17 protein-coding genes are annotated in these 16,249 nt (G+C 63.4%); 9 read left to right on the top strand and 8 right to left on the bottom strand.

The window, feature by feature from the left end; translation table 11 throughout:
* Positions 1 to 51: 51 nt before the first annotated feature.
* Positions 52 to 618: a methylated-DNA--[protein]-cysteine S-methyltransferase gene (locus tag ACP7DE_RS16150; RefSeq protein WP_426073044.1), complete on the bottom strand. Its 567-nt coding sequence runs from the start codon at positions 616 to 618 to the stop codon at positions 52 to 54.
* Positions 619 to 724: 106 nt separating this feature from the next.
* On the opposite strand from ACP7DE_RS16150, the gene ACP7DE_RS16145 reads away from it, so the two are divergent.
* Positions 725 to 1,483, top strand: a complete 759-nt coding sequence (locus ACP7DE_RS16145; protein ID WP_426073043.1) for a nucleotidyltransferase domain-containing protein — start codon at positions 725 to 727, stop codon at positions 1,481 to 1,483.
* 170 nt (positions 1,484 to 1,653) lie between these two features.
* On the opposite strand, the gene ACP7DE_RS16140 is transcribed toward ACP7DE_RS16145, so the two are convergent.
* On the bottom strand, positions 1,654 to 3,177 hold the full coding sequence (locus ACP7DE_RS16140) for a TonB-dependent siderophore receptor (RefSeq protein WP_426073042.1): 1,524 nt from the start codon (positions 3,175 to 3,177) through the stop codon (positions 1,654 to 1,656).
* A complete protein-coding gene (locus ACP7DE_RS16135; protein ID WP_426073041.1) occupies positions 3,108 to 3,587 on the bottom strand; it encodes a hypothetical protein in 480 nt (159 codons plus the stop codon). Before ACP7DE_RS16135 ends, ACP7DE_RS16140 begins: the two co-directional genes overlap by 70 nt.
* On the opposite strand from ACP7DE_RS16135, the gene ACP7DE_RS16130 reads away from it, so the two are divergent.
* Positions 3,578 to 4,432 (top strand): hypothetical protein, encoded by an 855-nt coding sequence (locus ACP7DE_RS16130; protein WP_426073040.1) that lies wholly within the window; start codon positions 3,578 to 3,580, stop codon positions 4,430 to 4,432. The two genes, ACP7DE_RS16135 and ACP7DE_RS16130, sit on opposite strands and share 10 nt — an antisense overlap.
* A gap of 3 nt (positions 4,433 to 4,435) precedes the next feature.
* Here the strand turns inward: ACP7DE_RS16130 and ACP7DE_RS16125 are convergent, their stop codons facing one another.
* From ACP7DE_RS16125 to ACP7DE_RS16110, 4 genes are all read right to left on the bottom strand, one after another.
* On the bottom strand, positions 4,436 to 4,834 hold the full coding sequence (locus ACP7DE_RS16125; protein ID WP_426073039.1) for a bacteriohemerythrin: 399 nt from the start codon (positions 4,832 to 4,834) through the stop codon (positions 4,436 to 4,438).
* Positions 4,835 to 5,142: 308 nt separating this feature from the next.
* Positions 5,143 to 5,298: a hypothetical protein gene (locus ACP7DE_RS16120; protein ID WP_426073038.1), complete on the bottom strand. Its 156-nt coding sequence runs from the start codon at positions 5,296 to 5,298 to the stop codon at positions 5,143 to 5,145.
* A gap of 164 nt (positions 5,299 to 5,462) precedes the next feature.
* Positions 5,463 to 5,648 carry a hypothetical protein gene (locus ACP7DE_RS16115; RefSeq protein WP_070222074.1) on the bottom strand — a complete coding sequence of 62 codons (186 nt, stop codon included), beginning with the start codon at positions 5,646 to 5,648 and terminating at the stop codon, positions 5,463 to 5,465.
* A 127-nt stretch (positions 5,649 to 5,775) separates the two neighbouring features.
* Positions 5,776 to 8,301, bottom strand: coding sequence for a PepSY domain-containing protein (locus ACP7DE_RS16110; protein WP_426073037.1), 2,526 nt, complete (start codon positions 8,299 to 8,301; stop codon positions 5,776 to 5,778).
* A 220-nt stretch (positions 8,302 to 8,521) separates the two neighbouring features.
* On the opposite strand from ACP7DE_RS16110, the gene ACP7DE_RS16105 reads away from it, so the two are divergent.
* The 3 genes from ACP7DE_RS16105 to ACP7DE_RS16095 all read left to right on the top strand — a co-directional run bounded on the left by ACP7DE_RS16105 (position 8,522) and on the right by ACP7DE_RS16095 (position 12,016).
* Positions 8,522 to 9,622, top strand: a complete 1,101-nt coding sequence (locus ACP7DE_RS16105; RefSeq protein WP_426073036.1) for a branched-chain amino acid aminotransferase — start codon at positions 8,522 to 8,524, stop codon at positions 9,620 to 9,622.
* A 155-nt stretch (positions 9,623 to 9,777) separates the two neighbouring features.
* Positions 9,778 to 10,494 (top strand): ribonuclease T2 family protein, encoded by a 717-nt coding sequence (locus ACP7DE_RS16100; RefSeq protein ID WP_426073035.1) that lies wholly within the window; start codon positions 9,778 to 9,780, stop codon positions 10,492 to 10,494.
* Between the two features lie 106 nt (positions 10,495 to 10,600).
* Positions 10,601 to 12,016, top strand: a complete 1,416-nt coding sequence (locus ACP7DE_RS16095; protein WP_426073034.1) for an MFS transporter — start codon at positions 10,601 to 10,603, stop codon at positions 12,014 to 12,016.
* Positions 12,017 to 12,026: 10 nt separating this feature from the next.
* Here the strand turns inward: ACP7DE_RS16095 and ACP7DE_RS16090 are convergent, their stop codons facing one another.
* Positions 12,027 to 13,661, bottom strand: coding sequence for an acyl-CoA synthetase (locus tag ACP7DE_RS16090; RefSeq protein ID WP_426073033.1), 1,635 nt, complete (start codon positions 13,659 to 13,661; stop codon positions 12,027 to 12,029).
* 127 nt (positions 13,662 to 13,788) lie between these two features.
* On the opposite strand from ACP7DE_RS16090, the gene ACP7DE_RS16085 reads away from it, so the two are divergent.
* The 4 genes from ACP7DE_RS16085 to ACP7DE_RS16070 all read left to right on the top strand — a co-directional run bounded on the left by ACP7DE_RS16085 (position 13,789) and on the right by ACP7DE_RS16070 (position 16,243).
* Positions 13,789 to 14,490 carry a Crp/Fnr family transcriptional regulator gene (locus ACP7DE_RS16085; protein ID WP_426073032.1) on the top strand — a complete coding sequence of 234 codons (702 nt, stop codon included), beginning with the start codon at positions 13,789 to 13,791 and terminating at the stop codon, positions 14,488 to 14,490.
* 62 nt (positions 14,491 to 14,552) lie between these two features.
* Complete coding sequence (locus ACP7DE_RS16080; RefSeq protein ID WP_426073031.1) at positions 14,553 to 15,176, top strand: hypothetical protein; 624 nt, start codon at positions 14,553 to 14,555, stop codon at positions 15,174 to 15,176.
* A gap of 8 nt (positions 15,177 to 15,184) precedes the next feature.
* Complete coding sequence (locus tag ACP7DE_RS16075; protein WP_426073030.1) at positions 15,185 to 15,583, top strand: DUF2946 domain-containing protein; 399 nt, start codon at positions 15,185 to 15,187, stop codon at positions 15,581 to 15,583.
* A gap of 63 nt (positions 15,584 to 15,646) precedes the next feature.
* Positions 15,647 to 16,243 carry an SCO family protein gene (locus tag ACP7DE_RS16070; RefSeq protein WP_426073029.1) on the top strand — a complete coding sequence of 199 codons (597 nt, stop codon included), beginning with the start codon at positions 15,647 to 15,649 and terminating at the stop codon, positions 16,241 to 16,243.
* Positions 16,244 to 16,249: the final 6 nt, after the last annotated feature.

Below are 16,249 nucleotides of genomic sequence, written 5' to 3'. Positions count from 1 at the left end.
TGTTTGCTTGAATGGATGGCTTAACCATCCGGGAGTAATAGGAATAAACGGCTAGAACAAACAGCCTTGCGCGGTATCAAGGTGTACGGCGCGGCGGCGGGCGTGGCCTGTCTTCAGCGCTTCGCGGTCGCTGGACAGGGCGATGCCTTCCAGGGCCAGCAGAGTTACCTTGGCATGCAAGCCGCCCGCAAAACCCGTCAATTCGCCCGTGGCGCCAATGACCCGGTGGCAGGGGGCGATGATGGAAATGGGATTCTTGCCGTTGGCGGCACCCACGGCGCGCACGGCGGCGGGACGGCCGATTAGGCGCGCGATCTCGCCATAGCTGCGCGTCTGGCCATACGGTATCGTCAGCAGCGCGCGCCAGACTTCCTGCTGGAATGACGTGCCGGCAAAATCGAGCGGGACGTCGAATTGCTGGCGGGTACCAGCGAAATACTCGCCCAGCTGGTGCGCCGTTTCCTGCAGCACGGCGCAACTGTCATCGACGCGCATCTCGCCCAGGCGCACGCGGTTGGGCTTGTCGTTTTCCCACAGGATGGCGGCCAGAGCCGCCCCGCGCGCCACCAGGGTCAGCTCGCCCACGGGCGAGGGCACCACGATGCAGTCGTATTCCATGTTTGTTCCTTGATCAGATAGCGCCAGTGTAGCAGGATGGCGGCGGTGTGCATGTCGTGTGCAAGATCCCGTGTAGGATAGTGTTTTTCAGCACGGAGCACTGGCTGTGACAAACATTTTCACCTATGACGATATCCGCGCGATTGCCGTGCGGCTGGTGCGCGAGCGCTATCCTGCTGCCGTGGCGGCCATCATCGGCGGCTCGTTCGCCACGGGCCGGCAGACGCCCAGTTCCGATATCGATTTGCTGCTGCTGTTCGACCACGTCGATTGCGCCTGGCGCTCGACCATCGTGGCCGAAGGGCGCACGGTGGAACTGTTTGCGCACGACCTGGCCACGTTCACGTATTTTTGCAAGGAAATGGATGCACCGGGCGGCACGGTGCCGCTGGTGCGCATGGTGCTGGAAGGCAAAAATATCGCTGCCTCCGGCACACATTACGCGCAATTGCTTGCGCTGGCGCAAGCCATCGACGGGGCCGGGCCGCCCGTGCTCGACGTGGACAATTTGCAGCGGCGCCGCTATGCCATCACCACCTCGCTGGAAGACCTGGTCGACATCATGCAACCGGGCGAGGCGCTGGCCGTGGCTTGCCAGTTGTATGAAGCGCTGGCCGACCTGCACTTGCGCGCGGCCGGCGAATGGAGCGGCGGCGGCAAGCACCTGTTCCGCCGCCTGCAGGCATTTGACGCGGCCATCGCCAAGGAGCTCGACGGTGCCTTGCGCCTGGTCGCCAGCGACCTGGCGGCGGGCCAGCGCGCGTTCGAACACGTCACCGCCGCCGTGCTGGCGCCCGTCGGCGGTCCTTTGCTCGATGGCTTCACCCTGCCGGCGCCCGCACACTGGCGCAGCGCGGCAGTGTGATGGCCGCGCTCAGAGCCTATTCCAGTAGATGAATACATCCCCTGCTGGCGCCCCTCAGAAGCGGGGACTGCGTTGATCGTCGTCGCGTGGCTCGCCACGCGTCCTCCTCACGCCTTGTCCGCGCTCCTGATGAACTGGCAGCAGAAGACGCTCACTACTGGGATAGGCTCTTAAAACGTCGTGCGCACGGCCAGGCTGATGTTGCGCGGTTCGCCCCAGAATACGCCGTCGAAGAAGCCCACGTTGCGGTAGTATTGCTTGTCGAGCAGGTTGTTGACGTTCAACTGCACGCTGGCATGCTTGTTGAACGCATAGCTGGCCATGGCGTTGACCAGCGAATAGCCCGCTTGCGGGATATTCGTCATCTCGCTTGACGGCGGGCGGCCGTACCACGATTCGCTGTAGATGGCGCTTTGCGCCGTCATGCTGGCGCCCGCTTTCAGGCCTGCCAGACGGCCGTCGAAACGGTAGCTGGTGGCCAGGCGCAGCAAATGGCGCGGCTGCGTGGTGGCGGCGCGGCGGCCATCGGCCTCGGCCGCGTGCAGATAGGTATAGCCGCTGCTGGCTTCCCAGGCGGGCGACAACTGGCCGGAAACGTCGAACTCGACGCCCTTGGCTGTCACGCCGGCGCCATTCGCCACCATGGCCTGGCCGCCGTCGGGCAGCAAAAAGCCGGGCGGCACGCTGCGGTCCAGTTTCGCCAGATTCTTTTTCTTCGTGTGGAACAGGGCGACCGACGCGTTCAGCTTGCCTTCATAGAATTCGCCCTTGATGCCCAGTTCCGCATTGTCGCCCGTTTCCGGCGCCAGGAACTTGTTGTTGCGGTCCTTGCTCGATTGCGGGTTAAACAGCTGCGTGAAGCTGGCGTAGGCCGAATATTGCTTGTTGATATCGAACACGGCGCCCACGTACGGCGTGACTTCATTGCGCGTTTCCACGAAGTCGCCGCTGCCCGTGTATACACCTTGCGTGTTGTAGTTGCGCGTGTCCGTGCGGTAAGTACTGCTGCGCGCGCCGACGATCACGTGTAGCGGGTCGGCCAGGCTCAGGCGCGTGGCCACATAGCCGCCCGTCAGGCGTGTCACGGTTTCCGTGTGCGAGCCGTCCGGGTAAAACACGGGGCGGGGGATGTTGCCCGTCCAGCTGCGGTAATCGGGGATGAATTTCGAGTAATTGATTTTTTCCTTGCCGCCGATGGAACGCTCCTGGCCGTTATTGCCATTCCAGCCGACGATGGCCGTGTGCTTGCGTCCCAGCAAGGTAAATGGCCCGCTAGCGTAAATGTCGAAATTGTCGCTGTTCATTTCGCCTGCACCCCAGGCGCCCGTCCACAGTTCCATGCCTTTGCCCGTGGCTGGATCGGGATAACCTTTGCCCGCATGGAGAACAGTGGTGCGGTTCGTGCTTTCTGTACGCGCATAGCCCAGGTGCAGATTCCAGTTGCCGGGCAGGCGCTGGTACACCGAGGTGAACACCGTGTGCTGCTTGTTGGCCCAGCTGCTCCAGGGCGCCGTCCAGCTGGTGTTGCGCGGCAAGTTGGCCAGGCTGCCGTCCGCGTTCCAGTAGGGCACGGCGCCCCAGGTGGCGCCCGTGGGCTGGTTGTCCTGGAAGTCGACTCCGGCTATCAGCAGGGTGCCGGGACGCAAGTCCGCCTCGACGATGAGCATGCCGACGGTCTTGCGTTCGTGATACATGTCCAGGTAGGAATCGCGTTTTTGCCAGGCCAGGCCAGGGCCGTGCGCGCACGCACGCTGCCCTCCGCGTTCAGCGGCGTGGAAAGGTCGGCCTCGACGCGCTGGTCGTCCCAGCGGCCCATGATGAGTCCGGCGCTGGCTTGGAATTCTTTCGTCGGCCGCTTGCGTATCATGTTGATGGTGGCTGACGGGTCGCCCGTGCCGCCCATCAGGCCGGTGGCGCCGCGTACGACCTCGATGCGGTCGTACAGGATCATGTCTTGCAGCGGCGCATTGCCGCCGCGCGCCATGCCATCGGCGTGCGTACCAATAGAGTGCGGCAGGCCAGGAGCGGCGCACAGGCTGACCTTCTGCGATAATGCAGGCGCTGATAAAATATTTTCCACATTGAAAGAAATGCATGCGTACATGGATCGCTTGTGCCGGATGGTTGTGTGTCGTGTCGCTGGGCCGGGCCCAGGAACACGCGCCGCCGCCGGCTGTTCCCACGCCGCTGCAAAGCGCCAGCGTGCCGCCCGCCGCCGCTGTTGTGTTGCCACCCCTTGTGCCGTCGCCCCTTGCGCCTGCCACCCCCGCTGCGCCAGCGCAGGACGCCTCGCCATCGCAAACGGTGACGATTACGGCCAACAGCGACGCCAAGGCGCCGCGCATACGTTTCACGGCTTACCGCGAGAGTTATCTGACTGCCAGGAAGGTGTGGCAAGTGTCGAGCGGCAGCGTGGTCATGGCACTGCGCCTGATTCCGGCCAAGCTGAGCGCCACCATCGACGATGTGCGGGTGGCCTTGCAAGGCAATGGCGCCCCCGTGCCGATCAAGGTGTCCGACGGCGGCGTGTTTGTCGTGCCGCTCAACGATGACATTGCCGCGCAAGATGGCACTTTTCTGGTGAACAAGGGCAGGGGCGAGCTGACGGCAAATATCGTCCTCCAGCCGTCCGTGGCGCGCGATGCGTGGAATGTCACGCGCGTGGGGCAAGTCCTGCGCGACGCCCGGCGCGCCGTGCGGGCCATCACGCCGTGGTACAAGCGGCCGTTTGCCAACGATGTGCAATCGCTGGCCTTTTGCGCGGCCGAACGGGGCAGCGCCTTGCGGTTGATGGATGGCGAGCAACTGATCGCCACCTTGCCCATGAACGAGCCAGCCGTCAACGACATCAGCCAGCCCGTGTTTTGCAAGATTTTCGATGGCGAAGACAAATACCCGGGTCATTACCGCGTGGTCTTGCCCGAGCTAGCCACGGTGCTGCTGCTGTAGACGTTAGTTCGGTTGGCGCTGCACCAACTCCAGGGCCGCCGCCAGGGCCAGGTCCATGGTGGCCTGGTGAAAGATCAGCCATTGCGGCAAGAGCGAGAGCGCAAGGCGTCCCTGCTCCAGGTCGCCTTCATCGACGGCGGCCCAGGCATGGTGCAAACCGCTGAGCACGCGCGCATGCTGTTCGCGGTGGTTGGCCAGCGAGGGAAAGGAGATTTCTTCCATCAAATCTTCTTCCTCGCGGAAATCGCGTTCGACGGCCGCAATCAGCTCGCGAAACGCCACGCTGAAATGCTGGTCACTCAACTGTCCCAGCCGCGCCAGCTCTTGAAACAGTGCCTCATGCGCCTCGTCGATGGCGGGAACGCCCAGCGCCATCTCATCCTTCCAGTCCGATTTACCCATGCCGATGCTCCCGGTTAAGTCCGTCCCGATGCGAAGCGGACTGTTCCAGTGTGGGCGTAGCGACACTTCAAATCCATGACCTGGATCAAAAATATGGTGAAGAGGGGCGAGGGAAACAAGGCAAAAACAAATGGATAGAGGAACAAATTTCCACTCTGCAATAAAGCGGTTTTTGACGGTGAATGCCACTAGCAAGCGCCGCTGAAAAACGCCGTTGGCAAGGCGTCTTTGACGCAGACAGTACGCTAGTACGGCAAGTCAAAGCAACGCAGTCAGCGGTGTTTTCTCAGCTGCGCGTCTTGTCTTGCTTATTGCTTGGGCCAATGGCTCCACATGGCGTGCGCATCGACATTGGGTACCTGCAATTGCTGGCCGGCCGACAACTGCATGGCATCCCTCAGCACGAGGGGAGCGAGCAGCAAGGCCGACAAGGCAAGGCAGGCCAGTACTTTAAGCGTCAACATGGTCGTCTCCTGATGAGCCGGTGGCGGCGCGGGGATGCGGCGCCTGCCGGTCACTTCAATCGCGTACGCATATCTTTACTACCATGCTTGCAGTTTAGCTCACCTGGTCGTAACTTCAACTTATTGCTGTGATGCACCGCACCAGATACCGCTCGTGACTGCTCCTATTTCGCCTTGCGGCTGCGCCGTGGCTTGCCTGCCGCGGGCAGGAAAGAGTCGAACCACACTTGCGTCAATTGCCGCGTATTCTTTGCCGCTTCGCGCTTGACGGCGGCCGTGGCGTGACCGCGCGCCGTGTTGGCGATGCGGTTGGCCGCGCTCAGGTACATGCTCATCCAGGGGTTTTTCATGGCTAGCCTCGCAGACAGTGAGTGGAGCGGCAATCGTGCCGCGATGTCCCCACTGTAGTCCGATGGCTGGCGCTGACTGTGCGCTTGCCCACATAGCCGGGCGGCGCCGGGGGCGGACTGATGTAGATCAATACACGTCGCGGCGGTAACGTCCGGCCGCCAGCAGGGCGTCGAGATCCTCCTGGCCCAGCACTTCTTGCAGCACAGCATCGATTCCTGCCGCCATGCCGTGCAGGCTGCCGCACACGTAGACGATGGCGCCTTGCGCCAGCCAGTCGCGCAAGTCGTCGGCATGCTCGCGCAAGCGGTCCTGCACATATTGCCGTGTTTCACCATCGCGCGAAAAGATGCGGTCCAGGCGCGCCAGGTGGCCAGCATCGAGCCAGCCTTGCAACTCTTCACCGCAGACGCTGTCAAAAGCTTGCTGGCGCTCGCCGAACAGCAGCCAGTTGCGGGCCAGCCCTGCCCGCTGGCGCGCACGCAGGTGCGCGCGCAAGCCGGCCAGGCCGGAACCGTTGCCGATATAAATGCAGGGCAGATCGACCAGGGCGGGCGCGAAGGCGGGATTGGCTTGCAGGCGCAAACGGATGCTGGCGTCCAGCGGGGCGAAGCGCGTGAGCCATCCGGAACAGATGCCATAGCCCTGGTTGTCGCCGCCCGCATGGCGTTCCTGGCGTATGAGCAACTGCAATTCGCCATCGGACGGCAGCGACGCGAGCGAGTAGCTGCGCGGCGCATGTTGCGCGCCCTGCGCGTCGCCATCGCTGCCGTCCGCGTTGCACCCGATGATTTCGGCCAGCGCGCCCGCTTCCCAGGTGGCATCGGCCGGGCCCGTCAACGTGATTTCATGCAGCTCGCCGCCCAGGCTGCCCGGGTTGAGCAGCACGCGGCGCGCCAGACGCCATTCGGCATATGACGCTTCTTCCTGCACGCCGATGGCGTCGATGGCGCTGCCGCTGTAGCGGGCCAATGCCTGCGACCAGTCGGCCAGGGCGGCGGGGTCGTGCTTGTCCACTTCGATCAGGGGGAACAGGGGCGTGGCGCCCAGCGCGCGCAATTGGCGCTCCAGCGCATGGCCAAAGCCGCAGAAGTCGCTGTAGTGGCGGTCGCCCAGTGCCAGCACGCCCACTTCCAGGCTTGCCAGCGGCGTGCCCGCCGTCTGCTGCAACAGGCGCGCGAAGCGGCGCGTGCCGTCCGGCGCTTCGCCTTCGCCAAAGGTGCTGGCGACGATCAGGGCCCGTTCATACTCGCGCAATTTCGCGGGATCAAACCGGTCCAGCGACTGCACATCGACGACCACGCCCGCCTGCTGCAGGGCGCGCGCGCTTTCCAGGGCCAGGCGTTCGGCCTGGCCCGACTGGCTGGCGTAGGCCACCAGGGTCGGCAAGCCCGTGCCCGTCTTGCCTGGCGTACCGGCGCCCAGCATGGCGCGCTGTGCCTGCACAGCCCGTTTTGCCTTGCGGCGGCCCAGGTACAGCATCCAGCCCGTGATGGCGAACAGGGGCAGGCCCAGGCTGGCCACGGTGACGATGATGCGGCCCGGCAAGCCGAAATACGTGCCCATGTGTAACGGATAAATGATGTTGACGAGGCGCGCCCCCAGCGTTTGCTGTTTGTACGGTTCGTTTTCCGTGACCGTGCCGTTGGCCGGTGCAATGCGCATGCGGCTGCGCGCCCGCTCGTGCGGCGCATCGCTGGCCAGCCAGGTGAATTGCACGGCTTCTCCGGCGCGCGTGGGCAGGCGCACGCTGGCCAGGGTCCAGCCGGGGGCATGCTGCTGGAAGCTGCTCCAGGCCAGGCTGAGGTCAACGGCCGGCGCCTTCTCCTTGGCCTGGCCTTTTTTACCCGGCACCTGCGCCACTCTAGGCGGCTTGCCGGCCCAGGCGTCGATATTGTCGCGCACCACGTCATAGCTCCAGTAAATGCCCGTCAGGGTCAGGGCCACGTAGACGAGCAGGCACCAGGTGCCGGCCACGGCGTGCAAATTCCACAGGAAGGAGCGGCCTTTCAGGGCCGGGTCGACAGTCAGCCAGGTGCGCCAGTCCAGCGGGCGGCGGGGCCAGCGTAGATACAGGCCCGACAGTGCCAGGCCCAGCAGGCACAGGGCCAGAGCGCCCGCCACTTGCCGGCCCGGATCGCGGGGCAGCAGCAGCCAGCGGTGCAATGACTCCGTCCACTCGAAAAATCCCGCCCCCGCCAGCGCCGGCTGGGTGGCGCCCGTGTACGGTTGCACATAAATGGACTCGCCACGCCGCTGGCCGTTCTTCGGCGGGAAGAACAGCCGGGGAGCAGCGCCCGCCTGTGCATACACGGTGATGGACGCCACGCGCTGGCCGTGTTCCGATGCGGCGATGTTGCTCAGCTGGGCCGGCGTCAGCGGCGCGCGTGTTTCCACGGGGACATGGCGCACGCCGGGGTTCATGACATCGAGCAATTCCTCCTTGAAGGCCAGGGTGGAGCCGCTCAGGCCGATGATCACCAGCACCGTGCCGGCCGTGATGCCGATGAACCAATGCAATTGAAACCACACTTGCTTCCAGCTCCAATGCCAGCGCCTTTGTTGCGGGGCGGCAAACAGACGCTGCCGGAGGGTTTCCGGCGCCTCGTCGGCGCTGGCGCGCAGCTGGGGTTGTGGAAGGGAGGAGGTCGTCATGAAGCGGCTTTCGATGGCGCCGCCAAGCAGGGCGTCAGGCATGGCGGGGAAGAAGGAAGGCTGACATAATAACGCAAACGAGAATCATTCGCAAATGATGGGGCCGCTTTTCGCGGGGCAGGGTCGTCGTCTTGCGCAGCCTCCTGGCCATCCTCGTTTGCCTGATCAGGCGCCATAGGCGCTACAATAGGGATACTGTTCACTAGTTCCCATTGCCGCCATGACCACTTCCACACCGAATCTCGTCGTCACCCCATCCGCCCATCCCTTGTCCGACGCCGAACGCGCCGCGCGCATGGTCAATCCCGCCTTCGGCCGCATCTTCACGGACCACATGGTGGTGATTCCTTACCGCGACGGCAAGTGGCAGCAGGGCGAATTGAAGGCATACGGCCCTTTGACGCTGGACCCGTCCGCCTCGTCGTTGCACTACGGCCAGGCCATCTTCGAAGGTTATAAAGCGTTTGCCCAGCCCGATGGCAGCATCAAGACTTTCCGTCCAGAACAAAATGCCCAGCGCTTCAACCGCAGCGCCGCGCGCCTGGCCATGCCGGCAATCCCGGTCGAGCTGTTCCTGGAAGCGGGCGACGCGCTGATTGCGCAAGACCGCAACTGGGTGCCGAAGAACACGGGCGAGAGTCTGTACATGCGTCCGCTGATGATCGCCACCGATCCTTACCTGGGCGTGCGTCCTTCGGAAGAATACCTGTTCGTGCTGTTCGCCTCGCCGGCCGGCGCCTATTTCCCGAAAGGCGTGAAACCCGTCACCGTGTGGATCAGCGAAGACTTCGTGCGCGCCGCGCCGGGCGGCACCGGTGAAGCGAAATGCGCGGGCAACTACGCGGCCAGCCTGATGGCCCAGTCGCAAGCGCAAGAGAAGGGTTGCGATCAGGTCGTCTGGCTGGACGCCGTGCACCGCGAATTCATCGAAGAAATGGGTGGCATGAACTTGTTCTTCGTCTACAAGGATGGCGAGAAAGTTACCGTCGTGACGCCGGAACTGACGGGCACCTTGCTGCCAGGGATCACCCGCCGCAGCCTGCTGGACATGGCGAAAGACCTCGGTTATGCCACGGAAGAGCGTAAATTATCCGTCCAGCAATGGCGCGACGACATCGCCTCGGGCCGCATGACCGAAGTGTTCGCCTGCGGCACGGCCGCCGTCATCACGCCGGTGGGTGTGGCCAAGGCGAATGGCTTTGAAATGACCATCAACAATAATGAAAACGGCGCCGTCACCCTGGCCCTGCGCGAAGCGCTGCTGGGCTTGCAGCATGGCACGGCCCCCGATACCCACGGCTGGATGCATACCGTCTGCTAGTCGATGTCACCTGACCAAACCTACTGCGCGTCGCGCTTTGCGACCACAAATCGCTGCCGCTCGCTACGGTTTTGTCAGGTGTCGTGACTGATGTTGTTCGTTTTGACCCCGCCGGCACTTTGTTGCCGGCGTTTTTATATCTTGAAGGAAACTCGATGAAAATTCGCTCTCTCTTGCCTGCCTTTGCCGTCCTGTTCCTCAGCCTGTCGGCCGGCGCCGTCCACGCGGCCGACGCCACCTGCGCGATTCCCCGCAACGTCAGCTACGTCGATTATGACGTCAAGCCGTCGGACGAGAAAAACACCTGCTACAAGCAAAGCACCAACGTTCCCACCGATTACTTCATGCTGGCGTTGTCGTGGTCGCCCGGCTTTTGCGACAGCCAGCGCCGCCGTGGCGAAGTGTCGAAAAAGGCCGCTTTCCAGTGCGCCGAGAGTAACCACTTCGGCTGGATCGTGCATGGCCTGTGGGCGCAGTCCAATAATCCGGCCACGTGCGACGACATTTCCGTGACGCCGCCGCGCAAGACGGAGCTGCACCCGCGCTACTGCAAGGGCAATTTGCCGAAGCTGGCGCCGTCCGACATCTTGCCGTATATGTGCATGCAGCCGGGAGAAGCCTTGCTGCAGGGCGAATGGGAAAAGCATGGCGCCTGCGATTTCGATACGGCCAAGCAGTATTTCGAGAAGGAACGTGCACTGTTCCAGGCCTTGAAGTTGCCGGACAGCAGCATGCCGAAGAATGAGCTGTTCCAGTGGATGAAACAGCACAACCCGCAGCTGAAGGGCCGCTGGCTCGGCTATGAAAAGCACTCGGGCGAATTGCGCATCTGTTATTCGAAAGAATTCAAGGTCATCGACTGCCAAAAGTGATGGGCATTGCTTGCCCGGCAGAGTCTGTCCATCCATGCTAGTGTCTTGCCTGCGGCATGCTGTGCCGCCCCGGACGGGCTAGACGAACAGGCAATGTGAATAAGTCATGATGAAGCAGCAGAATAGCGTGCAAGCCAGGGCGCAGCCCTTCCTCGTGGGCGAGGACGGCTTGCCGCCCGGTGCCCGTTTATGGGCCATGCTGGCGCTGGCTATCGGTGTGGGCATGGCCTCGCTCGATACGGCGATTGCCAACACTGCCTTGCCGGCCATCGCCAGCGAGCTGCATACGACGCCGGCCGCCTCCGTCTGGATCGTGAATGTGTATCAACTGGCCATGGTGGCGACCCTGCTGCCGTTTTCCGCCCTCGGTGAAATCGCCGGCTACCGGCGCGTGTTTATCTCCGGTATGTTCCTGTTTACTTTGGCCTCGCTCGCCTGCGCGCTGGCCTGGTCCTTGCCGTCGCTGGTGGTGGCAAGGCTGTTTCAAGGCGTCGGAGCCAGCGCCATGATGAGCGTCAATACGGCGCTGCTGCGCGCCCTGTATCCAAAACACTTGCTGGGACGGGCCTTCGGCAACAATGCGCTGGTGGTCGCTGTCGCGTTCGCCATCGGGCCCACGGCCGCGTCGCTGATCCTGGCGACGGCGTCATGGCCGTGGCTGTTTGCCATCAATGTGCCGCTGGGCGTGCTCGGCTTTTTCCTGGCCAGCCGCATGCTGCCGGCGACAAAACTGTCCGGGCACACGCTCGATGCGCGCACGGCGCTGTACAACGTGGGCGCCTTCGGCTTGCTGATCCTGGTCTTTGGCGACGCCGCCCATCATGCAGCCCTGTCGACCTTGCTGCCGGAATTGCTGGCCGTGGTGGTGTTGTTTGTCTTGCTGCTGCGCCGCCAAGCCGGGCACGCGGCGCCCATGCTGCCCATCGATCTGTTTCGCCGCCCCCTGTTTTTGCTGTCGTCGCTGACGGCCATCTGCACCTTTGCCGCGCAAGGCCTGGCCTTCGTCTCGCTGCCATTCTATTTTGAAGTGACACTGGGCCGTTCGCCCGTCGAGACAGGATTCCTGATGACGCCTTGGGCCGTGCTGGTAGCCGTGATGGCGCCCGTGGCCGGGCGTTTGAGCGACCGTTATTCACCTGGCGTGCTGGGCGGCATCGGCCTGGCGGCGCTGGCCGGCGGCTTGCTGACATTGGTCTGGATACCGGCCCACCCCAGCGCGTTTGACATCGGCTGGCGCATGGCCTTGTGCGGCATCGGTTTCGGCTTTTTTCAGGCGCCCAACCTGAAAGCCATCATGGGCAGCGCGCCGCCCGAGCGGGCAGGCGGCGCCAGCGGCGTGGTAGCCACCTCGCGCCTGATCGGACAAGCCATGGGCGCGGCGCTGGTCGCTTACTGCTTTACGGTTTCCGCCGCCAAAGGCACGACCTACGCGCTGTTCCTGGCGGCAGGGTTCGCCGCCGTGGCCAGCATCGCCAGCTTGTCGCGCCTCGTGGTGGCGCCGTCGGCGGGCAAGCGCGACTGACCGGTATCGCTTAGACGTCGATGGCCTTGTCCGACTGCATGCGCTTGCGCAATTCGAACTTCTGAATCTTGCCTGTCGACGTGCGGGGCAGGGGGCCGAAATAAATGGCTTTCGGCACCTTGAAACCAGCCAGGTTGTTCTTGCAGAAGGCGATCAATTCCGCTTCCGTCACGGTTGCCCCTTCGCGCAGCTCGACGAAGGCGCACGGCGTCTCGCCCCATTTCTCGTCCGGCTGGGCGATGACGGCGGCGGCCAGCACTTGCGGGTGGTGGTACAAGGCGTCCTCGACTTCCACGCTGGAAATATTCTCGCCACCGGAAATGATGATGTCTTTGCTGCGGTCCTTCAGCTTGATATAGCCGTCCGGATACATGACACCGAGGTCGCCCGTGTGGAACCAGCCACCGGCGAACGCTTCCTGCGTCGCGCTTTCATTCTTCAGGTAACCTTTCATGCAGATGTTGCCTCGGAACATGATCTCGCCGATCTGTTCGCCATCGGCCGCCACGGGCTGCATGGTTTCCGGGTCCAGCACGGCGATGGCGCTTTGCAAATGGTAGCGCACGCCCTGGCGCGATTTCAACACGGCCCGTTCTTCTTGCGTCAACGCTGCCCACTCATCCTGCTCGGCGCAGATGGCGGCCGGGCCGTACACTTCCGTCAAGCCATACGAGTGGATCAGATCGAAACCCATGGCTTCGATTTTCGCCACCATGGCCGCTGGCGGCGGCGCGCCAGCCACCATGCCGCGCACGGTCCAATCGATGCCGTCGCGCCAGTTGGCGGGCGCGTTGGCCAGGGCCGCGTGCACGATGGGCGCCGCGCAATAGTGGGTGATGCGCAATGCGCGCATCAGGTCGAACACGAGCTTGGGCTCGAACTTGCGCAGGCACACGTTGACGCCGGCGCGCGCGGCGATGGTCCACGGGAAGCACCAGCCATTGCAGTGGAACATGGGCAAGGTCCACAGGTAGACGGCATGCTTGGGCATGTCCCATTCCAGGATGTTCGACAGGGCATTCAGGGCCGCGCCCCGGTGGTGGTAGACCACGCCTTTCGGGTCGCCCGTGGTGCCGGACGTGTAGTTGAGGGCGATGGCATCCCATTCGTCCGCCGGCGGCTGCCAGTCGTAATCGGGGTCGCCGCTGGCCAGCAAGCTTTCATAGTCGAGGTCGGAAAAAGCCTCCACTTCCGGTCCCAGCACATCGTTGACCTGGATCACGCGCAAGCCGGGAATCTGCGCCGCCATCTGGCGCGCCAGCTCGGCAAATTCCGTGTCGGCCAGCAGTACCTTGGCGTGGCCATGGCGCAGCATGAAAGTCAAGGAGGCCAGGTCGAGGCGGATATTCAGGGCATTGAGGACGGCGCCGGCCATCGGGACGCCAAAGCTCGCTTCCACCATGGCGGGCGTGTTCGGCAGCATCACGGCCACCGTGTCACCCGTGCCCACGCCCAGCTTGACGAGGCCGGAGGCCAGGCGGCGCGTGCGCGCATACGTTTCGCGCCAGCTCTGGCGCACGGCGCCATGTGCAATTGCCAGGCGATTGCCATATACTGCGGCTGCCCTGGCGATATAGTCGAGCGGGGTGAGCGCCGCGTAATTGGCGCTGTTTTTGCCGAGACCGGTGTTGAAATCAGGTGTCATGCTTGTCTCCTGGTAAGTAATATTGGTGCTGGAATTCTCTAGCTCCCTGTTTCGGGATTGATACCGGCTAGCATAGCACTGGCGCTTGAAAATCACTGTCATCTTAGTGACAGGTCTGAAGGATGGAATGGATAGCAACGATAGTGTAGGCCGTGCGGTGCCCGAACTCGATAGCCACGACTGGTTCACCGCCCTTGATGCCCGGCATCAGGCCCTGTTGCGCGCCGGCAGCGTGATCCGGCATTACGAGGCGGGCGCCTTCATCACGCGACGCGGCGAACCGTCGCTGCACTGGCTCGGCGTGCACACGGGCTTGATCAAGCTGGCCGTCTACAATGCCGATGGGCGCGGCGCCACGTTTTCCGGCGTGCCGGCGGGCGGCTGGTGCGGCGAGGGCAGCGTGCTGAAGCGCGAACTGCGCCGCTACGACGTGGTGGCCGTGCGCGCCGCGAACATCATCCTGGTGCCGGTGGACCTGTTTCATCTGCTGCTGGCCGAGAGCCTTTCCTTCAATGCCTTCGTCATCCGCCAATTGAACGAACGCATGGGGCAATTCATCGCCACCATCCAGAACCAGCGCCTGCTGGCCGTCGATGCGCAAGTGGCGCAAGCCATCGCGCAGCTGTTCCATCCCATGTTATATCCGCGCACTTCCAGCGTGCTTGAGCTGTCGCAGGAAGAAATCGGCTTGCTGACCGGCATTTCGCGCCAGCGGGTGAACCTGGCCTTGGGGCGACTCGCCGAATTAAAACTGATCAGCATCGCCTATCAATCCATCCGCGTGGTGGACCTGGACGGTTTGCGCCGCTATGGCGTGGCGTCGCTGTGATGACAGACTGTTTGCGCGATGTGTGGCATGCTGACGGCTCGTTTACTACATTGACTTGACGCATGGCCCTCGTTTCCGATCATCCCTTGCACTTGCTGGGCTTGCGCTTTCCGCTCAGGCTGCGCGTCACCGTGCGCCAGGGTTTTGTGACTTTGCATAATGAAATCACCACCAAGAAACTGGGCAGCGGCGACAGTTTTGTCGTGCCCGCTTTTTTGCGCTTCGCCTGCGACGTGATGCCGGGGCGCGGCAAGCCGGCCGTGTTCACCCTGGCGCTGGAAGAGGATGACGCGCAGGCAGGCCATGGCGGCGGCAAGCGCTGGAGCCAGGCGCTGGCGCAGCACATCTTTGATACGCCGCAAGGCAAATGGACGTCGGCGCGTCTGGCGGCCTTGTGGCAAGTGACACCGCACAAGGCCAGGGCGCGCCTGTTTGCCGAGGGCGAGGCATTGCTCAGCCTGGTGCGCGAACAGCGCCTGGCACATGCGCTGCACACGGCGGCGCAAGCGTGCGCCGATGGAGACAACGGCGAACGCGACCTGGCGCAAGTGGCGGCCGGCTCCGGCTTTGCCTCGATCCCCGCGTTTTGCGACGCCTGCGTGGACGTGGCGGGCGTGCGCCCCAGCCTGTTCCTGCGCGGCCAGGCGGGCGCGCTTGCGCAACGCGAAAGCCATACTCCGCTATAATCGGCGGCATGGGATCATTCTTCAAGCGCAAACAGTGGCATATGTGGTTCGCCTGCCTGGCGATACTGCTCAATGCGCTGTCGCCGTCCCTGTCGTATGCGTTTGCCTCGCTGCACGCGAACGCGAACAACGCCGCCGTCGAAATTTGCTCGGCCAGCGGCGCCGTCTATACGCAAGCCGACCTGGCGTCGGCCGTCAAATCCACCACCGATTCCGTACTGCACCACATCGAGCATTGCCCGTTCTGCATGAGCCACGCGGGTAGCGTGGGCTTGCCGCCATCGTCATCCTCGCCGCTGGCCGTCATCACGGGCCACGATCTGTATCCGCCCCTGTTTTACCAAGCGCCGCGCGCGCCGTTCGCGTGGCTGGGCGCCAGCCCGCGCGGCCCGCCTTTGGTTGCCTGACGCACCAGTCACGCCTTCTACATCCTCACTTGTATCAACTACGCCCATTGGGCCGGAATTACCATGAAACGTCGTCTTTTCCTTCTCGCCGGCACGGCGGGATTGCTTACGCTTGCCGCTTGCGAACAAGCACCGAAACCCCATTACAACGGCCTCGACTTGACGGGGGGCGATTACAAGCCCGACTTCACATTGAGCGGCCCCGACGGCAAGGTGTATACCCTGGCCGACTTCAAGGGCAAGTACGTGATGGTCTTCTTTGGCTTCACGCAATGCCCGGACGTCTGCCCGACGGCCCTGTCGCGCGCGCTGGAAATCCGCCAGAAACTGGGTGCCGATGGGGATAAACTGCAAGTGATCTTCATCAGCATCGATCCCGAGCGCGACACGCCCGAGTTGCTGGGCGAGTACATGCGCGCCTTCGACCCCAGCTTCCTGGGCTTGCGCACGGACCCGCAGGCGACGGCGCAGACGGCCTTCAACTACAAGGTCTTTTACCGCCGCGTGCCGAGCGGCAGTTCCTATACGATGGATCACACGGCCATCAGCTATGTGCTCGATACCGAGGGGCGCATGCGCCTGGGCTTGAAACACCAGTTGACGGGCGACGAGTGCGTGCAGGACATCAAGACCCTGATGAAATCGAAATACACCTTATAACCATAC

The sequence above is a fragment of the Janthinobacterium sp. DSP2-3-3 genome (assembly GCF_049897325.1).
In the GTDB taxonomy this organism is placed as follows: Bacteria; Pseudomonadota; Gammaproteobacteria; order Burkholderiales; family Burkholderiaceae_D; genus Janthinobacterium.
Note: the sequence above shows the minus strand (reverse complement) of the source record. Positions and strands in the feature narration are given on the sequence as shown.